The organism is Halobacillus sp. AWH4_228, assembly GCF_056158365.1.
The window spans coordinates 3,110,517-3,131,687 of record NZ_JBSWTE010000001.1 but is presented as its reverse complement, the minus strand read 5'-3'; the positions used below and the strand labels follow the sequence as shown (position 1 = coordinate 3,131,687).

The 21,171-nt window shown below is 47.6% G+C and carries 22 protein-coding genes; 12 read left to right on the top strand and 10 right to left on the bottom strand.

The features are described 5' to 3' along the window. Positions 1-12: 12 nt before the first annotated feature. Together ACXADP_RS16305 and ACXADP_RS16300 are read right to left on the bottom strand one after the other, a co-directional pair. Positions 13-1,200 carry a M14 family metallopeptidase gene (locus tag ACXADP_RS16305; protein ID WP_474971931.1) on the bottom strand — a complete coding sequence of 396 codons (1,188 nt, stop codon included), beginning with the start codon at positions 1,198-1,200 and terminating at the stop codon, positions 13-15. 113 nt (positions 1,201-1,313) lie between these two features. After that, positions 1,314-1,976 carry a peroxiredoxin gene (locus ACXADP_RS16300; RefSeq protein ID WP_474971930.1) on the bottom strand — a complete coding sequence of 221 codons (663 nt, stop codon included), beginning with the start codon at positions 1,974-1,976 and terminating at the stop codon, positions 1,314-1,316. A gap of 223 nt (positions 1,977-2,199) precedes the next feature. Here ACXADP_RS16300 and ACXADP_RS16295 point away from each other — a divergent pair, with 223 nt between their 5' ends. From ACXADP_RS16295 to ACXADP_RS16270, 6 genes are all read left to right on the top strand, one after another. Next, positions 2,200-3,339: a DEAD/DEAH box helicase gene (locus ACXADP_RS16295; RefSeq protein WP_474971929.1), complete on the top strand. Its 1,140-nt coding sequence runs from the start codon at positions 2,200-2,202 to the stop codon at positions 3,337-3,339. 211 nt (positions 3,340-3,550) lie between these two features. Next, positions 3,551-4,210, top strand: a complete 660-nt coding sequence (locus ACXADP_RS16290; RefSeq protein ID WP_474971928.1) for a class I SAM-dependent DNA methyltransferase — start codon at positions 3,551-3,553, stop codon at positions 4,208-4,210. A 4-nt stretch (positions 4,211-4,214) separates the two neighbouring features. Beyond that, the gene (locus tag ACXADP_RS16285) at positions 4,215-4,670 is read left to right on the top strand and encodes an S-ribosylhomocysteine lyase (RefSeq protein ID WP_474967657.1); all 456 of its coding nucleotides are present in this window, start codon (positions 4,215-4,217) and stop codon (positions 4,668-4,670) included. 21 nt (positions 4,671-4,691) lie between these two features. Further along, positions 4,692-5,609, top strand: a complete 918-nt coding sequence (locus ACXADP_RS16280) for a PLP-dependent cysteine synthase family protein (RefSeq protein WP_474971927.1) — start codon at positions 4,692-4,694, stop codon at positions 5,607-5,609. Between the two features lie 4 nt (positions 5,610-5,613). Beyond that, positions 5,614-6,750: a bifunctional cystathionine gamma-lyase/homocysteine desulfhydrase gene (locus ACXADP_RS16275; RefSeq protein ID WP_474971926.1), complete on the top strand. Its 1,137-nt coding sequence runs from the start codon at positions 5,614-5,616 to the stop codon at positions 6,748-6,750. A 403-nt stretch (positions 6,751-7,153) separates the two neighbouring features. Then, positions 7,154-7,828, top strand: a complete 675-nt coding sequence (locus ACXADP_RS16270) for a TraR/DksA C4-type zinc finger protein (protein ID WP_474971925.1) — start codon at positions 7,154-7,156, stop codon at positions 7,826-7,828. A gap of 433 nt (positions 7,829-8,261) precedes the next feature. On the opposite strand, the gene ACXADP_RS16265 is transcribed toward ACXADP_RS16270, so the two are convergent. Further along, a complete protein-coding gene (locus ACXADP_RS16265; RefSeq protein ID WP_474967661.1) occupies positions 8,262-8,621 on the bottom strand; it encodes a Lin0512 family protein in 360 nt (119 codons plus the stop codon). A gap of 148 nt (positions 8,622-8,769) precedes the next feature. Between ACXADP_RS16265 and ACXADP_RS16260 the strand changes: the two genes are divergently transcribed. Then, entirely contained in the window at positions 8,770-9,435 is a 666-nt protein-coding gene (locus tag ACXADP_RS16260; RefSeq protein ID WP_474967662.1) for an RsiV family protein, read from the top strand. A gap of 153 nt (positions 9,436-9,588) precedes the next feature. Here the strand turns inward: ACXADP_RS16260 and ACXADP_RS16255 are convergent, their stop codons facing one another. The 4 genes from ACXADP_RS16255 to ACXADP_RS16240 form a co-directional block, all read right to left on the bottom strand. Continuing rightward, positions 9,589-10,137 (bottom strand): GNAT family N-acetyltransferase, encoded by a 549-nt coding sequence (locus ACXADP_RS16255; protein ID WP_206934279.1) that lies wholly within the window; start codon positions 10,135-10,137, stop codon positions 9,589-9,591. 338 nt (positions 10,138-10,475) lie between these two features. After that, positions 10,476-11,039: a class F sortase gene (locus ACXADP_RS16250; RefSeq protein WP_474971924.1), complete on the bottom strand. Its 564-nt coding sequence runs from the start codon at positions 11,037-11,039 to the stop codon at positions 10,476-10,478. 130 nt (positions 11,040-11,169) lie between these two features. Further along, complete coding sequence (locus ACXADP_RS16245; protein WP_474971923.1) at positions 11,170-11,964, bottom strand: DUF4397 domain-containing protein; 795 nt, start codon at positions 11,962-11,964, stop codon at positions 11,170-11,172. Positions 11,965-12,180: 216 nt separating this feature from the next. Then, positions 12,181-12,555 carry a winged helix-turn-helix transcriptional regulator gene (locus ACXADP_RS16240; RefSeq protein ID WP_027956076.1) on the bottom strand — a complete coding sequence of 125 codons (375 nt, stop codon included), beginning with the start codon at positions 12,553-12,555 and terminating at the stop codon, positions 12,181-12,183. 176 nt (positions 12,556-12,731) lie between these two features. Here ACXADP_RS16240 and hxlA point away from each other — a divergent pair, with 176 nt between their 5' ends. Then, complete coding sequence (hxlA, locus tag ACXADP_RS16235; protein WP_474971922.1) at positions 12,732-13,364, top strand: 3-hexulose-6-phosphate synthase; 633 nt, start codon at positions 12,732-12,734, stop codon at positions 13,362-13,364. Positions 13,365-13,372: 8 nt separating this feature from the next. Next, positions 13,373-13,930: a 6-phospho-3-hexuloisomerase gene (gene hxlB / locus ACXADP_RS16230; RefSeq protein ID WP_474967666.1), complete on the top strand. Its 558-nt coding sequence runs from the start codon at positions 13,373-13,375 to the stop codon at positions 13,928-13,930. A 43-nt stretch (positions 13,931-13,973) separates the two neighbouring features. Here the strand turns inward: hxlB and ACXADP_RS16225 are convergent, their stop codons facing one another. Beyond that, positions 13,974-15,095, bottom strand: coding sequence for an amidohydrolase (locus ACXADP_RS16225; protein ID WP_474967667.1), 1,122 nt, complete (start codon positions 15,093-15,095; stop codon positions 13,974-13,976). Positions 15,096-15,197: 102 nt separating this feature from the next. Further along, the gene (locus tag ACXADP_RS16220; RefSeq protein ID WP_474971921.1) at positions 15,198-16,103 is read right to left on the bottom strand and encodes a TIGR01777 family oxidoreductase; all 906 of its coding nucleotides are present in this window, start codon (positions 16,101-16,103) and stop codon (positions 15,198-15,200) included. Positions 16,104-16,199: 96 nt separating this feature from the next. Between ACXADP_RS16220 and recX the strand changes: the two genes are divergently transcribed. Then, on the top strand, positions 16,200-17,015 hold the full coding sequence (gene recX / locus ACXADP_RS16215) for a recombination regulator RecX (protein WP_474971920.1): 816 nt from the start codon (positions 16,200-16,202) through the stop codon (positions 17,013-17,015). 25 nt (positions 17,016-17,040) lie between these two features. Here the strand turns inward: recX and ACXADP_RS16210 are convergent, their stop codons facing one another. Next, on the bottom strand, positions 17,041-17,859 hold the full coding sequence (locus tag ACXADP_RS16210) for an HAD family hydrolase (protein ID WP_474967670.1): 819 nt from the start codon (positions 17,857-17,859) through the stop codon (positions 17,041-17,043). A 184-nt stretch (positions 17,860-18,043) separates the two neighbouring features. Between ACXADP_RS16210 and glcT the strand changes: the two genes are divergently transcribed. Beyond that, positions 18,044-18,886: a glucose PTS transporter transcription antiterminator GlcT gene (gene glcT / locus ACXADP_RS16205; protein ID WP_474967671.1), complete on the top strand. Its 843-nt coding sequence runs from the start codon at positions 18,044-18,046 to the stop codon at positions 18,884-18,886. Between the two features lie 234 nt (positions 18,887-19,120). Then, a complete protein-coding gene (ptsG, locus tag ACXADP_RS16200) occupies positions 19,121-21,157 on the top strand; it encodes a glucose-specific PTS transporter subunit IIBC (RefSeq protein WP_474967672.1) in 2,037 nt (678 codons plus the stop codon). Positions 21,158-21,171 lie beyond the last annotated feature (14 nt).

The following is a 21,171-nucleotide window of genomic DNA, read 5'->3' as shown; positions in this document are numbered from 1 at the left end:
CCGCCGGGATTTTTACATATAAAGACTGGCAAGGAAGATGCCGATGGATTCCTGATAAATTTCATCAAACTGTTCAAGTGGAAGAGGGTTGACCCCCTGCCCGAGCTCCACGGTGAATCCCGGCTGGCGGAAATCCTGGATGAACCAGTCTTTGTAGCCGGCATAACTGTTCACGAAACGAATCGGTTCATAGCCGCTCACCCGGCTGAATTCTTTTACTATGGTCATGGCCCGGGGAGGTTCAAGCCCTTCATATCCCCAGTAAATGACCTCTCCCTGCGTATGAAAAGCGAGCATCTTCGAAAACTTTCTCTTCCTGGCAAGCTCCGCCATTGCCACAGCTTCCGGTTCACTCAAAGGTTCATAGCCGGGAAAATCCCTGAACGCAGGTTCTTCAGGTTTACGCTCTGCTTCGACTTCCCATTTGGCAGGGAATTGATTATTGAGATCCACACCGCGGATATTCGCTTTCCATCCGGAAAAGTCCCGGCTTCCTTCATTAATAGCAAGCGCGGCTTCTCCGACCTCACCTTCAGGCGGACCGTTCAGGACAAGATCTACGCCATCCGGGTCCACCATCGGTACAATCGACAAGGTAATCCGGTTGTACAATGGCTGGACATCCATGCCGCGGATCGATTCTTTGTTGGTGAGTGCAAGTAAATAATCATTCAGAAACTGCATGATGACTCCGGTTGTAATCCACTCATTGGCATGAAAGGATCCATTCCAGTGTACGTACTCGTTCCCTCGGCCGATCCGCAGTTCCTGAAGCTCTTTTCCCATGACCGACTGTCCGATGCTGGACCGCCGGATGAACGGATAAAGGTCAAACAGGGCACGAAGGTCCTCTGATAATACAGCAGACGTGTAGGGGCGGTTTCCGTTAACAATCCGGGTCGATACACGTTCCGGGAGGAGAAGGAATCCGCCGAGCGGAAGCGCGTCGGGATCGGCGTCCGGGTTTAATAGAAACAGCGCATCTAATGAGAGACGATTTTCACCGGCCAGCTTCCATAACGTGTCCCCCTGCGCAATGGTATACGCAGTAGTACGCCAGCCGGGGATTTTAATGGTCTGACCAATTTGAAGAGCTTCAGGCGTGAGCCCGGGATTGGAATCCATGAGCAGTGGGAGAGGAATATTGAAAAGTCCGGCATAGTACCAGAGCGAATCCCCTTTTCTTACTTGTACGTCCAACACAATTCCCCCTTACCGATACATCTTTATTCTATGTATATGGATTGTCCCCGTCCGGCATGAACAAGGACGCTCTCAAGAAAAAAAGCTGCCCGGCGTGGGCAGCTTATTTCTTACGTAATGTCTTTTTTGGAAATGTACCAATCGATATAATCAATATCCTCCTGTTCAGAACGTTTGGCGGCTTCCTCCTGGGATTTTGGTGGAGAAACGACGGCCTTGTCTCCTTCCTGCCAGTTCGCAGGCGTAGAAACGCCGTGTTCATCGGTCGTCTTCAGAGCTTTAACAAGGCGTAGAATTTCCTGCATATTCCGTCCTGTCGTAAGTGGATAATAGATGATCGAGCGGATCTTCTGCTGGTCATCAATAACAAAGACAGCCCGGCTCGTCTCTACCTGACTCTCCCCAGGCATAATCATGCCGTACTTCATTGAGACTTCCTTATCCAGATCGGCAATGACAGGGAACTCGATGGACGTGTTGAAATTTTCTTCGATGCTGCGGATCCAGGCGATGTGGGAGTTTACAGAATCGACGCTTAAGCCAAGCAGCTCGGTGTTAAGCTGATGCAGTTCAGGATAAATCTCCTGAAAGCCGACAAACTCTGTCGTACAGACCGGCGTAAAATCGGAAGGGTGGGAAAACAGCACGAGCCATTTTCCTTTGTAATCCTTCAAACTGATATTTCCGTGGTTGGTGGGTGCTTCAAAATAAGGAGCACGGTCCCCGATTCTCGGCATCGTGACTTGAGAAACTTCTGTATCAAACTGAGCCATTATTTTTCCTCCTTGGTAGGAATTTCTTTTCTGTATGTCTCATTCCACAAATAAGAGCGCTTAATCTTTCTGTGGAAAGATTGAATCAAAAGTCCGCCCTGTCGAAGGAGCACAGAATTTTTATAGTTTTTCTTGAGAGAAGGAGGTGGAACGGTGTTTTTTCAGGTATACTACGGGAAGGTATGTATACAGGAAGATTTTATTGAAGGAAGAAGGATAAGTAGTGAAAAAAACTTTTGAACAACTGGGTATGTCCCGGGAAATGATTGATCGATTGAAGAAACAGGGAATTACCGTACCCACTCCTATTCAGGAGCAGGCGGTCCCTGTAATCATGGACGGGCAGGATGTCATGGGACAGGCGCAGACAGGCACGGGAAAAACGTTTGCTTTTACTGTTCCGATATTAGAAAGGATTGATCCTTCCAAGCCTCACGTGCAGGCGCTGATCATATCACCGACAAGGGAATTGGCGCTGCAGATTACGGAGGAGACGAAGCGCCTTGCCCCGGAGGGGATCCATGTTCTGCCGGTTTATGGCGGGCAGGATACGATCAAACAGCTGCATAAGCTGGAAGGGACGGTTCATATAATTGTAGCGACTCCCGGCCGGCTGCTTGATCATCTGCGCCGGGAAACCGTCGATCTTACCCAGGTGGAGTACCTTGTCATTGATGAAGCGGATCAAATGCTGGAAGCCGGGTTTTATCCAGATGTGGTGGACATCCTCGATCAAACGAATCCGGATAGACAGTCCATGCTGTTTTCTGCCACCCTGCCGTCCTCGGTGAAGAAACTCGGACGGGAAATGCTCCGGGAGCCCAGAACCATTCACGTAAAGCCCGAGAAAGAGACGATCGGCCACATTAAACAGCTGCTGTATCAAACGACAGACAGAGCCAAACAGGATGCCCTGATGACAATTATGCTCGAGCACCGGCCATTTCTTGCTGTCATTTTCTGCCGGACCAAACGCCGGGCGAAGAAGTTGAATGATGCGCTGCTTGCCAAAGGATTCCTCAGCGATGAACTTCATGGTGATCTTACCCAGGCCAAACGGCAGAAAGTCATGAAAAGGTTCCGTGAAGCGGATATCCAATATTTAGTGGCTACCGATGTAGCAGCCCGGGGATTGGATGTAGAAGGAGTCACTCATGTCTTCAACTACGACATTCCCCAGGATGCTGACAGCTACATCCACCGCATCGGCCGTACAGGAAGAGCGGGCGGCAAAGGCCTCGCCATCACCTTCGCTTCGCCGAAGGATAAGCAGATGCTGAATATTATAGAAAAACAAACCAAACAAAAACTCGAACGTCGTACACTCGATACACTATCCCCGGGCAAAAGAGAGAAAGAATAAAGCGAAGGATGCTGAAAGGCATCCTTCGCTTTTTTTCATACCGTGCCACCCCATTTTTTCAGGAAGGTTGGCACGGCAGTGAATGAAGTAAACCGGTGGATGGATAAGCAGATGCTGAAAAATGGGTCATAGACCTATACCGTTGTAGAATCTTCAGAAATATGATACATTAATAATGTAATTCCGAGTAAACGCATTGGGATTATAAATTATGGGGAGAGATGAAGCGATGGGAATGGAATTCGTCGACCTATTCAACCAATGGGCGAGTTCATATGATGATACAGTAGCAGGAAAAGATCCAGAATATAGAGAAGTCTTCGACGGTTATGAGGAAATGCTGGAGCGCTTAGCCAAGCTCTCATTATCTCCCGTATTGGAGTTCGGAGTAGGAACGGCCAACCTTACAAGAAAAATGGTCGATCAGAACAAAGTGGTGCTGGGCGTTGAGCCTTCTTCGGAAATGCGGAGAATTGCCAAAGTGAAATGTCCTGAAGCAGCAATATACGAAGGGAATTTCCTTGAATACCCTATGCTTCAGTCACCAATCCGTTCCATTGTCAGCTCGTTTGCTTTTCATCACCTGACTAGTTCAGAGAAGAAAGCAGCCATTGTCGACTTTCATCAGCGTCTCGAAGAAGATGGCCAGGTGATTTTTATTGATACCCTGTTTAAGGATAAAGATCATAAGAACACGTTGATCAAGGAAGCCGAGCAGGCGGGATTCTTGAATTTAGCACAGGATTTGCAGGAAGAATACTACCCTTATCTAGAAGAGATAAAAGAGATGTTTGTAGAAGCTGGATTTGAGGTATCGTTTGAACAAATTAACAAATATGCCTGGCTTATCCAGGCGGGAAAAGGAGTATGATCTTATGCCTATGAACGTAGAGAGCTTTAACCTTGACCATACGAAAGTCAAAGCGCCTTATGTACGCCTTGTTGGTGTGACCGAAGGGGAAAAGGGAGATAAGATCTATAAATATGATCTGCGTATCAAGCAGCCGAACCAGGAACATATGAATATGCCTGCACTTCATTCTCTTGAACATCTGATGGCAGAGAACAGCCGGAACCACCATGACCGTATCGTCGATATCGGACCGATGGGATGCCAGACAGGTTTTTATATTGCAGTACTGAATGATGACAGCTACGAAAATATCCTGAATGTGATCGAAAAAACGCTTCAGGATGTATTGGAAGCGGAAGAAGTGCCGGCCTGCAACGAAGTGCAGTGCGGTTTTGCAGCCAGCCACAGCCTGGAAGGTGCACAGGAGCTTGCCCGCGAGCTTCTGAATAAGCGTGACGAATGGACGGAAGTTTTTTAAAAAACGGGAGATGAGAATGCGATGGGGTACGTGAAGAATATCCAATCTTTGATTGGGCAGACACCTATGATTGAACTCACTCATTCAGCGATCCCGAATCAAGCCCGTATATTTGCCAAGCTTGAATTCATGAACCCAGGCGGTAGTATCAAAGACCGCCTGGGTTTAAAACTGATTGAGGATGCTTTAGCACGTGACCTGCTGAAGCCTGGCGGGACAATTGTGGAACCGACCGCGGGCAATACAGGGATCGGCGTCGCTCTTGCTGCTATTGGAAAAGGGTTCCGGGTGATTTTTGTGACACCTGAGAAATTCAGTGTTGAAAAACAGACGCTGATGAGAGCCCTTGGAGCAGAAGTGATCAACACGCCGACGGACCAGGGAATGAGAGGCGCGATTGATAAAGCGGAGGAGCTGTGTAAACAGATTCCGGACGCCTTCAGCCCTCAACAGTTTAACAATCAGGCTAACCCGGATGCTTATTATGAATCCATTGGTCCGGAAATTTATGCTGATCTTGAGGGAGACATCGATGTTTTCGTAGCAGGAGCTGGTACAGGAGGGACCTTTATGGGGACAGCACGGTACTTGAAAGAACAGAATCCTGCTGTCAAGACGGTCATCGTTGAACCGGAGGGATCGATTCTGAATGGTGGAGAAGCCGGATCGCATCGTACGGAAGGCATCGGTATGGAATTTCTACCTTTTTATATGGATACAGATTATTTTGATGCCATTCACACGATTGCCGATGAAGATGCCTTTGCCCGTGTGAGAGAACTGGCACTCAAGGAGGGGCTGCTTGTGGCGAGTTCTTCCGGAGCAGTGTTTGAAGCCGCCCTCCGGGAAGCGGAGCAGGCAGAACCCGGGGCCCGGATTGTAACTATTTTTCCCGACAGCAGTGAACGGTATTTAAGCCAAGGAATATACGAGGAGTGAAAGCATGAGGAAAAAAACGCAGTTGATTCACGGTGGTATTACAGGAGATGAAAAAACAGGAGCGGTCAGTGTGCCGATTTATCAGGTCAGCACGTATGCTCAGGATGGCGTGGGTCAGCACCGCGGATATGAATATTCGCGGACAGGCAACCCGACCCGTTTTGCCCTGGAAGAACTGATTAAAGATCTGGAAGGCGGGCACCGCGGGTTTGCCTTCGGTTCTGGGATGGCCGCTATTACGGCGGTCCTGATGACTTTCAACCACGGAGATCACATCATTTTTACCGACGATGTGTACGGCGGTACGTACCGTCTCGTGTCCAAAGTGATCAACCGTTTCGGCCTGGAAGCGAGTTTTGTAGACACGAGTGATACGGCGAATATCGAAGCGGCAGTCACGGATCGTACGAAAGCGGTCTACGTCGAAACGCCGACCAATCCACTGCTGAAAATTACCAACCTTGATCAAACGGCAGAGCTGGCGAAAAAGCATGACTTAACGTTTATCGTGGATAACACCTTCAGTACACCATACTGGCAGAATCCACTGGAGCACGGTGCGGACATCGTCCTGCACAGTGCGACGAAATATTTAGGCGGACATAGTGATGTTGTCGCCGGGCTTGTCGTTGTGAATTCAGAACAGCTCGCGGAAGATGTTCATTTTGTGTTGAATTCTTCAGGTGGAATCCTCGGACCTCAAGATTCGTGGCTGTTAATGAGAGGAATCAAGACGCTCGGTATCCGCATGGAAGAAATTGAAGAGAACACCAGGCAGTTCGTCGAGTTTCTTCAGGAACTTCCGGAAGTCACGGACATTTACTACCCAGGCCTTTCTTCGCATAATGGTCATGATGTACACACGAAACAGGCAGGCGGAAACGGTGGTATGATCAGTTTTGACGTCGGCACCGCTGAAAAAGCCGACAAGGTGCTCCGCCATGTGAACTATTTTACGCTGGCGGAAAGTCTTGGAGCTGTGGAAAGTCTCATTTCTGTACCTGCCCAAATGACCCACGCGTCCATCCCTGAAGACCGCCGGGCAGAGCTTGGCATTACGGAGGGGCTTGTCCGCGTGTCCATCGGGTTGGAAGATATTGAGGATTTGAAGGAAGATTTCCTCCAAGCCTTAAGAAAATAACCAGAAAAAGGGGAGTGCTCTTATTAGAGCACTCCCTCAGTCTGTAGAAAAAGTTCGTCCTATCCAGTTAGAGTTGTCCGCATGTCGTGTTGAGAGGGTACGTTCCGCTTATCGGCGGATGCTTGCTGCGGGCACGGCCTCAGCTAACTTGGTCAAGAAAACATTGGACCAAGTGGATCTTCGGCTCGCGCTGTTCCCGCAGGCGTCCCCACCGAGCGCTCCACGAGGCGATGCCTGTGGGAAAACAGCTTTACGCTAGGATGGATGTCCGCTCCTTTAGAGTCGCTGGACAGAAGGTTTTACTCAAAGCTGAGGGAGTGCTCTTGTTAGAGCACTCCCTTTTTGTATAGGAAAAGAAGGGAGTGTCAAACTAACAGGGACTACCAATCAGGAGTGGAATGACATGGATTATATTCAATATAAAAAGCAGTTGGAAGATCGAAAGAGGGAATTGGAACAACAGACGATGGACGATGACCAGTATGGCCTGAAGCGGGGATTTGCGAGTGATATGGCCTCGGGTGAATTGTCGCAGTACGACAATCATCCCGCGGATTCAGGGACAGAGCTGTATGAAAGGGAAAAGGATATGGCCCTGCTTGCTCATGTTAAAGAAGAATTACAGGACATTGAATATTCGCTTCAGCAGATAAAAGACGGCACGTACGGCATTTGTGAAGTGACGGGCCGGCAGATTCCTGCGGAGCGGCTGGAAGCTCTCCCGACAGCACGGACGATTGCGGATGCATCACCGAATGAGGAGGTTCCCTCTGACCCTCCGGTCGAACAGGATGTGTTGACTCATCTTGAGAATGCCTATGGAAGAGACTCGGATGATCCTGAATATAATGAACAGAATGCTTATGAGCAGGTGGCTTCCTTCAATCAAAGCAGCATGACCTATGATGATTCATCCCTTATGGACAATCAGGACGGTGTCGGCTATGCAGAAGAATTCGAGTCGTTTGTTTCCACGGATATGAATGGCTATACAGGAGCGGAGGGTGTCTCCTTCCAAAGAAATGAGCATTATGATAAATATATGGATGAAATGGATGAAAGAGAAGAGGAGCAGTAAACTCTAAAGGCCCGGGAGTATCCCGGGCCTAAGGCTGTAGAAAAATCCGTGTTATCCAGTTAGAGTTGTCCTGTCGTGATGAGGGGGCACGTTCCACTTATCGGTGGATGCTTGCCGCGGGCACGGCCTCAGCTAACTTGGTCAAGAAAACCATTGGACCAAGTGGATCTTCGGCTCGCACAGTTCCCGCAGGCGTCACCACCGAACGCTCCTCGTGCCGATGCTTGTGTGGAAACAGTTTTACCCTATGATAAAAGAGAACGTTGAGCATAGCTCCTTCGCCGTTTCAAAAGAACAGTACAGGCTGCGTTACTGCTGCTTGCGTTGGAAAAATTCTACCCGTGACCAAGAATTGATGCCCGCCCTTTGCAGTTATTAGAAAAAAGGTTTCTCTACAAGCTTAGGCCCGGGATTATCCCGGGCCTTCTGTTGATTAATAACCGACTTCAACGGCTGCGTTTACGATGTACATCAAATCATTTTTGTCTTCTTTTTCTTCAAGGAAAATGCCGCTGGTTGTAAGCATTCCACCTTCCATGACGGTGATGGTCACTTCGCCGAAAGGAATGGCTTTTTTTACTTCCTCATGATCCAGCTGATCGAAATCGCAGGGAACGGCCAGTTTGACGTTGATTTTCATATTGTCCAGAGATTGTTCTGGAAGAACGGTCCGTATGCCGGGCATGGAATTGGTGTGGATGGCATTCTTGATTGCTCGGACGGCTGCCTTTGTCACGTTCTGTCCATGTACATCTGTTCCCATTCCAGTTTGTATAAACATAAGTTGATCCATTCTTATTTCCCACCTTTCTTCTTGTATGGTATCACAGGTTCCAGACGCTCTGGAAAGGATATGGATAAAGACCAGCGGATAAAAATTTCTGTCCTGTCCATTAGTTTCGCCTATTTAGGTCAAACTAATGGTACAGGAGGGATGGACAGTGAAGCGATTATGGGTAATGGCTTTGATGATGACCCTGATCACATCAGAAGCTGTTTCAGCGGAAAGTATATATAAAATCATGCACAAAGATAAAGTGGCGGAGGATTGGGAGGTACATGCCGACTATCCTTTGTTTACGAATTTGGAAAATGAAGAACTGCAGAACATCGTCAATCACAGGATTGTTCAAAAGCTGGAGCATACGGCCGGGCGGGTGCAGAAGGGGGCAGCCGATTTCAGCGGAGTTCCCTATTTGTATTATGAGGAGTCCGCCGTTTACCAGGAAAAGCATTTCTATTCTGTTGTCATGATTTCCCACATATCAAGGGGGGACCGTTACAATTCAACGGTCACATCGGTGAATTTTGAAGACAGGACAGGCGGGGAAGTGAAGAAGCTGCAGGATCTCTTTGATATGGCCAAATTGAATAAGGAAGTGAAAAAAATATTGGATGCTGATCCGGATCTTCGTGCTGAACAGCCATTTGCGGGTGTCCGCGAGAACACAGCTTTTTACATGAAGGATGATCACCTGGTGCTTGTATTCAATAAATTTGAAGTAGCGGCGGGGGTTCACGGCACACCAGAAGTGCCCGTTCCAATGAAAGGTCTTCTGAAAACAGAAATCAATGCCCCGCAGGTTCCCATCCCATCGGTTACATGATTTGTGCACATCATCCACAGCGGTGATGTGGTTTTTGTACACAGGAATTACTGTGAGAAAGTTGCGTTTTCGCTGATTATTCAGAAAGTTATTCACATTGTGCACAACACTGTGGATTGTTTTCTCCACAAAAAAGAAGCATAAGCGCTCTGCTTATGCTTCCATCATTTCCTCATTATTCTGCTCACCATAATAGTGGAATAAATACTGGTCTTTCGTAATGACGTACAGGTCATACACGTCCTCGTTACGGTTGATCCATTCGTAGACGTCCGGGTAATCCTCGTTGGCAGAGGATACATACGGAATTTTGAGTGCGGCTTTCATGGAACGGACATTGGTACGGCGGATTTTCATAAAGACCGCCTGAACATCCAGCTGGAAGAACAACTCTTCAAAAAACGCTTCCTTGGCAGGCTTGTTGTATCCCATACCGAAATACGGGCGGCCGATCCAAGTGGCCAAAAATCCTCTTCCTTCTTGTATATCAAAAAGATTGATCGTTCCGATTGGCTGGGCCCACTCATCCAGGATCGTACGTGAAACCAATTCACCCCGATCTTCTGCTTCTATGGTCTGCTTTGTCAAAAAGTAAAACTCATCACTTGATGAAGCTTTATGGCGGACATATGGAAAAACTTCAGGGTGACTCATCAAATCAAACAAAACCGGGGCGTCATGCAGCTCACGCTTTTTCAGCATAAAAAATCCCTCCTTGGATGAGGAGGGGGGTTCGTATGCATAGGAAAGAACCATTCCTGGCTGGTTCGAACCCCCCTCGAATTTTTATCAATTGCTCACAAAAATCCGGGGTGGGAATCGAACCCACTAGAACCAGTAAAGCTACTGGTGGCGCACCATTTGCCTTCCCTAAAACAGAAACTTATAAAGAATCATCTAAACTTATAATAATCCAAAACCGTAAAAAAGTGAATAAAATAATTGTAAAGTTGCGATGAAATTTTTTCCTTGTTTCGTCACCTTCCCGCCGTTATGTAAAACATAAAAAAGGCACCCTTATCGTGAAGGCTGGGTGCCTATTAAACGTCCTCTACTTCTGTCAGTACAGTAAAGACAACGAGACGCTCGGAGTAGGTGGAGGCTTCCTGGTTGTACGATCCTGTACAGGTAATTAAGTTTAACCTCTGTTCGCTGGAAGGACCGAAAAGTTCACGGATGGGTGAATCTTGAAAAGGATAAGACGCTGTTTTTTCCACTGTGAACGTTAGGCGGGTTCCTTCATCATCGTAAAGATAAATCTCATCGCCCTCTGACAGTTCTTTTAAATCATAAAATACCGCGGGGCCGCTTCTCCCATCTACATGACCGGCAATGACGGAATTCCCCTGATTCCCTGGTTTTGTCCCAGGCTCAAACCATCCGGTGTCCGTCAAGTTAGCAGGGACCGCCATTCCACCTTCATCGGTATACCCGAGAGACTGGATAGGGGCGTCGACGTCGATGGCCGGGATTTCCAACCGATTCGGAACGATGCCCTCCTGTTTGTCAGGAGATACGGTGGCGGCAGGTGTGTAATTCTGCTGGATCGGCTCGTTTTCAAGGGCGTCCCTGGTTTCTTTTTCTCCTGCGTGTGTTTCTTTCATAAACTCATCCTGGCTGGAGGTAGAAAGAACCCCGACCTCTTTCAAGGGTTCTTCGCTAAGCAGGGAATAGCTTGCGAAGAAAACGAAGAGACCGAGGATCACAGGGGTGAAGATTCTTTTCATATTTTACTTACGCTTCAGATTTTCTGCGTGTAAGGAATACACCAGCACCTGCTGCTGCCAGACCCAGGATACCGGCATATAGAAGGGCATTGGAAGTTTGACTTGTTCCACCAAAACCAGTTTCAGGCATATCAGAAGGCATCGCGGATGAATCTTGAAGAAGGATTACTTCAGGATTATCAGCGGTCCCTACAGCGAATGCACTATAGACGTTCCCTGCTTCCAGAGTTGTTCCGGAAAGGTCAATCAGCTGTGCCCCATCTGTTGTGCGTACTTCAAGATCATACGTTCCTGCTTCAAGTTCCTTATAATCGGTTACCATCGGGAATTCGGCACCAGAGAAGACAGCGTCTCCATCAATAGGTCCTACATCAACAGCTGGTGCTTCTGGAATGAAGTGTCCAACACGGATTTTAGCCATATCTTCGCTTGCTTCCATGGAATCTTCAAGAGCTTTCAACTGCAGATTCTCCAGGTTATCAACAGCTGCTGCGGTATAAGCTTTACCAGCTTCTACCGTAACATTTGTAGAAATGACAGGATCCTGTTCACCTTTTGTACCGGCTGCATAAATTTCAACGGTATGTTCTCCTGCAGGAACTTTCATATAGTCGGTAGCTGCTTTGAACTCAGCACCTTCCACAGCGGCTTCATCATTTAAGTATACGTCAACCGCAGGCGCATCAGGTGAAGCATGGACGACACGGAGCATAGCTTCCTCGTGATGATCTGCGAAAACAGCCGGGGCGAACATTCCAAAAATCAAAACAACAGCAGCAAGACTTGATAACAACTTTTTCATTCATTCCACTCCCTTGATTTTTTATATTGATTGCCGGAGAGGCAAAAAATATCGAATTCATACAACGTTGTGTAACACTTGTACAAGTTTTGTTACAGTCTACCTATTGCCGTAAAGTTTGAATTCGAAACATTATATTTGTAATGAATGTGCAAAAAAAGCACCGGGATGAATCGGTGCCCTTTTTACTGCCTTGCTATGGATGGATGTTATACGTTATCCGCTGTGATCCCCGGCGATAGTGAAGTCATCTTTACCATCGAGCACCTCATCGACATAATTTCTTCCCCAGGCGTACATCGCTTCTAAGATCGGAAGCAGGCTTTCCCCGTGTTTGGTCAGCGAATATTCCACTTTGGGTGGAACAACCGGGTACACTTCCCGGTGAATGATATCGTGGGCTTCAAGTTCACGCAGCTGGTTGACGAGCATCCGCTGGGTAATCCCCGGCATAAGGGTCTTCAGTTCTCCGAAGCGTTTCGTTCCTTCTTTTCCTAAATGCCAGAGAATCAGCATTTTCCACTTTCCACCTATAATGGCTAAAGTTAATTCTTTTTCACAGTTGAATGATCGTTCTCCCAAATTCGGCATCATGCTCTTCCTTTCTATATAAAAGTCGAGGGGGCAGTATACTTTTTTTCACTACGTGAGAAAAAAATGCGTACTTTTTTTATTTCACTAGGCTGAGTATACTAATCCCTGTGCCACAGCGTAAAGTTTTTAACCTGGGGCTTATCCAAACTCAAAGAAGAAGGAGTCGAAGATAAATGAAATTACAACTTGCTTTAGACCTTGTAGATATTAACGGTGCCATTGAAGTGGTGAAGGAAGTGGAGAACCATGTCGATGTGGTGGAAATCGGAACGCCGGTCGTCATCAATGAAGGATTGAAGGCGGTTAGAGAAGTGAAGAAAGCCTTCCCGGATATGACGGTTCTTGCTGATCTTAAAATTATGGATGCTGCCGGTTACGAAGTCAGCCAGGCGTCTGCTTCCGGAGCAGACATCGTTACCATTCTGGGAGCTGCTGAAGATGAATCCATCAAAGGTGCCGTCGAGGAAGCGAAGAATCAGGGCAAAGAGATTCTTGCCGACATGATCGCTGTTCAGGATGTTGAAACACGTGCCGGAGAACTGGACCAGCTCGGTGTGGATTACATTTGTGTGCACACGGGTTATGATCTCCAAGCCGTTGGAAAAGATTCTTTTGCAGACCTTGCCGCAATTAAGAAAGTAGTCAAGAACGCGAAGACGGCTATTGCGGGCGGCATCAAGCTCGAAACCCTTCCAGAAGTGATCAGCCACAAGCCTGATTTAATCATTGTCGGCGGAGGAATTACTGGTCAGGAAGATCAAGCATCAGCTGCCAAGCAAATCAAAGAGCTGATCACCCAGGGCTGAGTCATCTTATGAATGCACAAGCGTATATGAAAAAGATTGTCGCTGAACTCGAAGAAAGTGTTTCTTACATTTCTAAAGAAGAAACAGAAGCACTGATTACCCAGATGCTTCAGTCCAGGAGAATTTTCGTTGCGGGCGCCGGCCGGTCCGGGTTAATGGGAAAATCTTTTGTCATGCGTCTCATGCATATAGGACTGGACGCTTATGCGGTAGGTGAGACCGTCACAGCTGGATTGGAAGAAGGGGACCTTTTGATTATCGGGACAGGCTCTGGAGAAACCGTTTCGCTTGCGGCTGTTGCAGAAAAGGCAAAGCGTTTAGGTGGAAAAGTGGCGGCTGTTACGATCAAGCCTGATTCTACAATCGGAAAAACAGCGGATTTGACGGTTCAAATGCCGGGTGCACCCAAAGACCGTGGTCAGGAAGAGTTCCGCACGATACAGCCGATGGGATCTTTATTTGAACAAACCATGCTTGTCTTATATGATGCTTTGATTTTAGGTCTGATGGAGAAAAAAGGACTGGATTCAGAGACGATGTACGGAAAGCATGCCAATCTTGAATGAATGAAAACAAGCCTCCACCCGCTTATGGTGGAGGCTTGTTTTGTTATTCCTGATAGTAAACCATTTTCCCATCAATCATTGTCCATATCGGTTTGGAGAGATACTCGAAAGGGTGGCCGCTCCATAGGACAAGGTCGGCATCTTTGCCTTTTTCGATAGATCCGACACGGTCATCCACGCCAAGGTTTTTCGCTGGAGTAATGGTAATGCCGCGGAGGGCATCCTCAATTTCCATTCCTTCTCTGGCCGCCAGGGCTGCACAGATGTTTAAGTATTGGATAGGGGTGTAGGGATGATCGGTCGTAATCGATACTTTAATGCCGTAGTCATGCAGAATTTTATACGTCTGCCACGTTTTATTGCGCAGTTCAATTTTAGACGCCCGTGTAAAGGTGGGGCCGACAGATACCTGAAGATCACGGCCGGCCAGCTCGTCTGCAATCAGGTGCCCTTCTGTACAGTGTTCGATTCTTAAATCGAGATCGAACTCATCTGCAAACCGGAGCGCTGTAACAATGTCATCCGCTCTGTGTGCGTGGATCCGGACAGGGATTTCCTTATTGAGCGCTTTGAGTATCGGCTGGACACGGAGGCCGGGGTCGGGATCTTTCATGGCAGCATAGAACGTTTCCCGAAGCGTCCCCATAATTCCAAGACGCGTAATGGACGCATTTTTGGACTGGGAGTGAATGCGTTTCGGGTTTTCACCGAGAGCCAGCTTCAGTCCGGCCGTCTGCCGTAGAATCATTTGGTTGATCGTATGGCCAACGGTCTTGATAACCGACGTCATTCCGCCGATCATGTTGGCGCTCCCCGGCATAATGTGGGCAGTCGTGACACCCGCTTTGCGCGCATTGAAGAAGGCAGGATCCAGCGGATGAGCGCCGTCGATAGCTCTTAAGTGTGGAGTAATGGCTTCGATCGTTTCGTTGGCATCACTGCCTGCCCAGCCTGTACCTTCATCATATAATCCGAGGTGGGTGTGGACGTCAATAAAGCCGGGATACAAGTCCATGCCTTTTCCATCAATGCATTCCGCTTGTTCAGGAATTTGAAGGTCCGCTCCATAATCCTGAATTTTTCCGTCGACAACGTGGACAGAGCCATTCGGAATAGAAGGGGAGGTGATCGGGTGAATATGGACATTCTTAATGACAGTCATCATAAACATACAGCCTTTCCAATAGTTATACTTTTATTATACGGTTATTCTGTCCTGTTGGCTCTAAAAAAAGGAACAAAGTCCGGGACTTTGTTCCTTTTTTTGCTAGTTTTCCAAAATAGAGGAAAGAGCCGGCTCTAGTTCGGGATACTTGAAGCTGTACCCCTCGCGTAGCGCTTTTTTCGGAATGACGGCCTGACCATCGAGCAAGAGGGTGCTCATATCTCCAAGCGCCGCCTTCAATGCGAAGGCCGGAGCCGGGAGCCAGTGCGGCCGGTTGAGAACATCCCCCAATGTCTGTCCGAAATCTTTGTTTCGCTTCGGATTGGGAGCTGTTCCATTCAACGGCCCCTCCAGGTCAGGGTGAATGAGGGCAAATTGAATGAGGCCGACAACGTCCTGGACGTGGATCCAGGACATCCACTGCTCGCCGGAGCCAAGGTTTCCACCGACCATCATTTTGTAAGGCAGGACCATTTTAGGAAGGGCGCCTTCCTCACCTAAGATAATTCCGAAGCGCACATAAACGGTCCGCACCCCTTTTTCCCTGGCTTTAGCCGCTCTTTCCTCCCATTCCACGACGACACTCGCAAGAAAATCGTTCCCTGCTTTTGTCGTTTCTTCCGTAAACGTTTTCGTTTTGGATTGTCCATAAAATCCGACAGCTGATGCGTTGACGAGTACATCCGGCTTTTCAGGAAGGGCATCAATCAAGTCAAGCACGCCCTCAGTGGCTTCGATCCGGCTCTTTAAGATGGACTGTTTCTTTTCCTCTGTCCACCGTCCGCTGTTCAACGATTCACCGGCCAGGTTTACAATGGCGTCCAGCACAGGCAGTTTCTTTTCCGGGTTGAAGGATTCCTTCAACCATCCAACAAAAGTGACCTGATCTGTGTTTTGGTGCTTTTCGGGACTCCGGGTCAGTATGTAGATGTCATGACCTTCCTCTTGTAACGATTGTACGAGTTTCTGTCCTACAAATCCTGTTCCACCAGTTACGGCAATTTTCATTTCTATTCCTCCTGTTCTATGGATAGGCTGTCCCCGGTCCTTTATCATGTATATAAGGTGGAGTCGTGGTAAAATAAACGCATTGGGGTGAAGCGAATGGCTAAACTGACAAAAATTACAACGCAGAAAAAAAATAAGGCACGGTACAATATTTTTCTGGATAAAGGCCAGGGAGAAGAATACGGATTCAGTGTTGATGAAGATGTCCTCATCAAGCACAACCTCCAGAAAAATATGGAGCTTGATGATGCCGCGGTCCAGGCACTGATTCAGAGTGATAACCTGCATAAATCCTATACCCTTGCCATCAATTATTTAAGCTATCGAATGCGGTCGGAAAAGGAAATCCGTGATTATTTGACGGACAAGGAAACCGATCCGGAGCAGATTGATGAAATCATCCAGCGGTTACAAAACGAGCGGCTGCTGAATGATCAGGAATTTGCCCGTTCCCTTGTCCGGACGAGGGTGACGACTTCCAGTAAAGGGCCGCTCATGGTGAAAAAGGAACTGATTGAAAAAGGGGTCCATGCGCAGACCGCAGCGGATGCGCTTCATCATTATTCTTTCGACGAGCAGATTGAAAAAGCCTTGAAATTTGCGGAAAAGAAAATGAGGAACGATGGCAGGAAGTCTCATAAACAGCAGGTTCAACAGGTGCAGCAGACGCTGATGCAGAAAGGCTTTACAGGAGATGTCATAAAAGAGGTGCTTACACAGCTCCCTGATGAGGAAAATGAGGATGCCGAGTGGCAGGCGGTCGTTCACCAGGGGGAGAAACTGCTCCGGAAGTATTCTTCCAAGGCAGAAGGCTATGAACTGAAGCAGAAGGTGAAAGCAGGCCTGTACCGAAAAGGGTTTGCATTCGATTCCATTGACAGGTTCATGCAGGAATATATCGAAGAAAGCTAGCATGAAAAAAGAACAAGCAGGTGACTTAAACGTCAACTACTTGTTCTTGTTTTCTGAGCAGGCCTTTTTTATCAAGGTCTTCAATGGCTTCGTGAACATGATCGACAACCGTACCGGCTTTCGCTTTCACTTCATCACGTGCTGTGGACATGACGTAGCTGTGTGGTGTCATTTCAAACATGCTTACATCATTAAAGGAATCCCCGACACAGGCGATTTCTTCAGGCGCAAGCCCGAGTCCTTCGATCAGCTTTTTCAAACCACTCTGCTTATTGATGTTTTTAGGCATCATATCCACGCAGGTTTCATGGGAGATGAAGCTGTCGATTTCTTCGCCGAAGGCGCCTGCGACTTTATCAGCAGCCTTGATGACATCGGCTTCCTGTCCGTGCAGGGTAATCTTGGACGGGGTCACTTTTGTACCGATCAGCTCATTCAGCTCCGGCTTAACGATGATGTCATGGAACATCTGCTCGGAAATGAGGTCGATCCAGTGGCTGTGCTCCTTCGTAAAGGTTTCATCAGCTGTCGATACGGTTTTAACCATCGGTTCGGCGTCAATTTCACTGACAATCCGGCGGGCAAGCTCAGGGTCGAACGTCTTTGCGAGGACCGGCTTGTTCTGATCGTCAAACACGAAAGCACCGTTCTGGCTGACGCGGTGGCCGTTGACGCCTACACGTTTCAGCACCTCGCTGATTTCATGGTCCATCCGTCCGGATGCTACGGCAAGCGGAGTCCCGTAGTCGATCATTTTTTTTAAGGCATCTACATCTTCATTCTTTATATAATGGTCCTGACCGAGCAGGGTGCCATCAAGGTCTGTCACAAACAATTTGATCATGGAAATGCTCCTTCCTTTGGCATTTATCAAGTACCTTCATGATTGTACACGACGTAATCGCTTACACACAAAGGAGAATACCTGCCCGTAGTTTAACCTCTTGTAAAAAATACAAATCAACTATAGGATAGAAGTTATGAGATGACTGAAAACGCTTTTAGTGTGATGTTAGTGGGGGACCGTTATGGAACAGCAATTAACAATAAAAAAAGTATTGAATAATAACGTCATCATTGCTGCCCACCCGTCCTACGAGGAAGTGGTGCTGATCGGAAAAGGGATCGGTTTTAACAAGTCCACAGGGGAGGACGTCTCCTTCGATAAAGCCGACAAAACCTTTCTATTGAGCAATGAACAGGAAAAGGAACAGTATGTCAATCTGCTGCCTTACATTGATGAAGCGCTGATCGATTTTATGAATGATATTCTGCATCATATTGAAGCGAGGATGGGGCAGGAGCTGAACCAGCATATCCACGTGGCTCTGACTGACCACATCGCTTTCGCCATCAACAGGGCGAAAAAGGAAATGCAGTTCACCAATCCTTTCCTGTTCGAAATCGAATCGCTTTACCCGAAGGAATACCAGGTGGCGACAGAAGTGGTGACAATGATCTACGACCAGATGGGCATTCATTTTCCGGAAGGGGAAACCGGTTTTATTGCGCTGCATATTCATAGTGCAGTCACGGATAAGACGCTCCGGGAAATCAACCGGCATAACCAGTTGATCACCCGGCTTGTAGGAATTGTGGAGGAAACCATGGACGTTGAAATCGACAAAAAAAGTGTCGATTATCACCGGCTTGTCCAGCACCTTCACAGAGCAATCGACCGTGTCTACCAGGGGGAATCGGCAGGGGATGAAATTCGTCTTGCTCAGATGTTGAAACAAGAGTACCCGGTATGCTATAATCTTGCTTGGAAGTTGATTAAAGTGATGCAGAAACAGCTGAATAAACCCGTAGATGAATCAGAAGCCGTTTATCTGACGATTCATCTGCAGCGTTTAACCCATAAATCCTAAAACGTACGTGTTACTGACACGATCAGGCATGAGTACATGCAGGGGAAGTGGTTATCATAGGGATAGGTCTATCCTTATGCCACTTTGGCCTGCTGTGCTCATGCCTTTTTTATGTCCATAAACAGATCGGCTTCAAGTCATTATTCCTACATGGTTATGATCTGTTTAAGACTGAAACCGTTTTAGTTTGATTGCTCCGGCATTTCTGCCACAAACAAAAAGGAGGAAATACTTATGTTTAAGAATGCTTTCGGCACACTGCAAAAAGTCGGTAAAGCGTTGATGACCCCTGTGGCCCTGCTGCCTGCAGCCGGTATTCTTCTAGCTTTTGGTACAAGTTTTGCACAGGACAGCTTTGTCGACAAAGTTCCATTCTTCGGTACCGAGTGGGTGCAGACACTGCTCCAGGTGATGGCTGAAGCTGGTGGAATTGTCTTTGCCAACCTGCCGCTTCTTTTCGCTGTAGGTGTTGCCATCGGTCTTGCTAAAGGCGATGGTGTTGCAGGTCTTGCTGCGATTATCGGTTACTTAATTATGAACGTTGTTATGGGCGTGCTCGGTAACGTTGATGCCGACATGGTCTCTGATCCCGCCTATGCGGAAGTCCTCGGTATACCAACGCTCCAGACCGGAGTCTTTGGAGGTATTATCGTCGGTATATTAGCAGCATCGATGTACAACCGGTATTTCAATATAGAACTGCCACAGTTCCTTGGATTCTTTGCCGGTAAACGTTTCGTTCCAATCATCACGGCGTTTACGTCCTTGATTCTAGGTGTGATTATGCTTTGGGTATGGCCGTTTGCACAAGCCGGTCTGAATGCTCTTTCCCAGCTGATGCTTGAAGGAAACCAGACCATCTCTGCTTTCTTCTTCGGCCTGATTGAGCGTTCCATGATTCCATTTGGTCTGCACCACATTTTCTATTCACCATTCTGGTTTGAGTTTGGTTCCTACACCAACGCGGCCGGTGAAATTATCCGTGGTGACCAGACAATTTTCTTCGAACAGCTGAAAGATGGGGTTGATTTTACTGCCGGTACTTTCATGGTCGGTAAATTCCCGTTCATGATGTTCGGTCTTCCCGCGGCAGCGCTTGCCATTTATCACACAGCGAAGCCGGAACGTAAAAAAGTGGTCGGAGGAATCATGGCTTCTGCTGCCCTGACTTCTTTCCTTACAGGGATTACAGAACCGATTGAATTCTCATTCTTGTTCGTAGCACCGATCCTTTTCGCTATTCACGCTGTATTTGCCGGATTCTCCTTCATGATCATGGAGATCCTCGGGGTGAAAATCGGACAGACCTTCTCCGGTGGTCTGATTGACTTTATTCTCTTTGGTGTCCTTCCCAACCGTACAGACTGGTGGTGGGTCATCATCGTTGGACTTATCTTCTCCGTCATCTACTACTTCGGGTTCCGCTGGGCGATCCTTAAGTTCAACCTGGCTACTCCAGGCCGTGAAGACGAAGCAGAAGATGAAGAAGAGGATGGAGAAGTGGGCGACCTGCCATTTGAAATTCTTGAGGCGATGGGCGGTCAGAAAAACATCGACCACCTGGATGCTTGTATCACAAGACTCCGTGTCTCTGTAAACGATAAAAATGATGTCAACAAAAACCGTCTGAAAAAACTAGGTGCTTCCGGGGTCATGGAAGTTGGAAACAACATCCAGGCTATCTTCGGCCCTGTCTCTGATACGCTGCGTGGACAAATGCAGGACATCATTGATGGTAAAACACCACGTTCCAAAGAAGACGTAGCTGAAATTATGAATGAACAGAAACAGGCAGAAGCTCCTGTTGCTGAAGGCGAGCTTTCGTTTGTCAGCCCGCTGAAAGGAAAAATCATGCCGATTACAGAGGTGCCGGATCAGGTGTTCTCTGGTAAAATGATGGGTGACGGCTTTGCCATCGAGCCGGTTGACGGAAAAGTGGTATCACCGATCAATGGTAAAGTGTTGAACGTATTCCCTACAAAACATGCGATCGGCCTTGAAGCTGATAATGGCATGGAAATCCTGCTTCATATCGGAATTGATACAGTAGGATTGAAAGGTGAAGGATTTACAGCTAAAATAGCTGAAGGAGACGAAGTGAAGCAGGGACAGGCGTTAATGGAGGTCGATCTGGACTTCGTTAAGGAAAACGCTCCGTCTATTGTGACACCGATTATCTTTACAAACCTTCAGGAAGGCAAGAGTGTCAGCCTGAAAGCTTCTGGTGAAGTGAATCATAACCAGCCGGATATTGTAGAAATCACTGAATAAAAAGGAGAATGTAT

Excerpts from the sequence above, each read along its gene's own strand:
- hxlA (WP_474971922.1), top strand. The coding sequence starts at position 12,732 with ATGAAATTACAACTTGCTTTAGACCTTGTAGATATTAACGGTGCCATT.
- ACXADP_RS16300 (WP_474971930.1), bottom strand. The coding sequence starts at position 1,976 with ATGGCTCAGTTTGATACAGAAGTTTCTCAAGTCACGATGCCGAGAATC.
- ACXADP_RS16255 (WP_206934279.1), bottom strand. The coding sequence starts at position 10,137 with ATGCTGAAAAAGCGTGAGCTGCATGACGCCCCGGTTTTGTTTGATTTG.
- ACXADP_RS16240 (WP_027956076.1), bottom strand. The coding sequence starts at position 12,555 with ATGCCGAATTTGGGAGAACGATCATTCAACTGTGAAAAAGAATTAACT.
- ACXADP_RS16290 (WP_474971928.1), top strand. The coding sequence starts at position 3,551 with ATGGGGAGAGATGAAGCGATGGGAATGGAATTCGTCGACCTATTCAAC.
- ACXADP_RS16250 (WP_474971924.1), bottom strand. The coding sequence starts at position 11,039 with ATGAAAGAAACACACGCAGGAGAAAAAGAAACCAGGGACGCCCTTGAA.
- ACXADP_RS16275 (WP_474971926.1), top strand. The coding sequence starts at position 5,614 with ATGAGGAAAAAAACGCAGTTGATTCACGGTGGTATTACAGGAGATGAA.
- ACXADP_RS16245 (WP_474971923.1), bottom strand. The coding sequence starts at position 11,964 with ATGAAAAAGTTGTTATCAAGTCTTGCTGCTGTTGTTTTGATTTTTGGA.
- ACXADP_RS16220 (WP_474971921.1), bottom strand. The coding sequence starts at position 16,103 with ATGAAAATTGCCGTAACTGGTGGAACAGGATTTGTAGGACAGAAACTC.
- ACXADP_RS16210 (WP_474967670.1), bottom strand. The coding sequence starts at position 17,859 with ATGATCAAATTGTTTGTGACAGACCTTGATGGCACCCTGCTCGGTCAG.
- ACXADP_RS16225 (WP_474967667.1), bottom strand. The coding sequence starts at position 15,095 with ATGATGACTGTCATTAAGAATGTCCATATTCACCCGATCACCTCCCCT.
- ACXADP_RS16280 (WP_474971927.1), top strand. The coding sequence starts at position 4,692 with ATGGGGTACGTGAAGAATATCCAATCTTTGATTGGGCAGACACCTATG.
- ACXADP_RS16265 (WP_474967661.1), bottom strand. The coding sequence starts at position 8,621 with ATGGATCAACTTATGTTTATACAAACTGGAATGGGAACAGATGTACAT.
- recX (WP_474971920.1), top strand. The coding sequence starts at position 16,200 with ATGGCTAAACTGACAAAAATTACAACGCAGAAAAAAAATAAGGCACGG.
- glcT (WP_474967671.1), top strand. The coding sequence starts at position 18,044 with ATGGAACAGCAATTAACAATAAAAAAAGTATTGAATAATAACGTCATC.
- ACXADP_RS16270 (WP_474971925.1), top strand. The coding sequence starts at position 7,154 with ATGGATTATATTCAATATAAAAAGCAGTTGGAAGATCGAAAGAGGGAA.
- hxlB (WP_474967666.1), top strand. The coding sequence starts at position 13,373 with ATGAATGCACAAGCGTATATGAAAAAGATTGTCGCTGAACTCGAAGAA.
- ACXADP_RS16285 (WP_474967657.1), top strand. The coding sequence starts at position 4,215 with ATGCCTATGAACGTAGAGAGCTTTAACCTTGACCATACGAAAGTCAAA.
- ptsG (WP_474967672.1), top strand. The coding sequence starts at position 19,121 with ATGTTTAAGAATGCTTTCGGCACACTGCAAAAAGTCGGTAAAGCGTTG.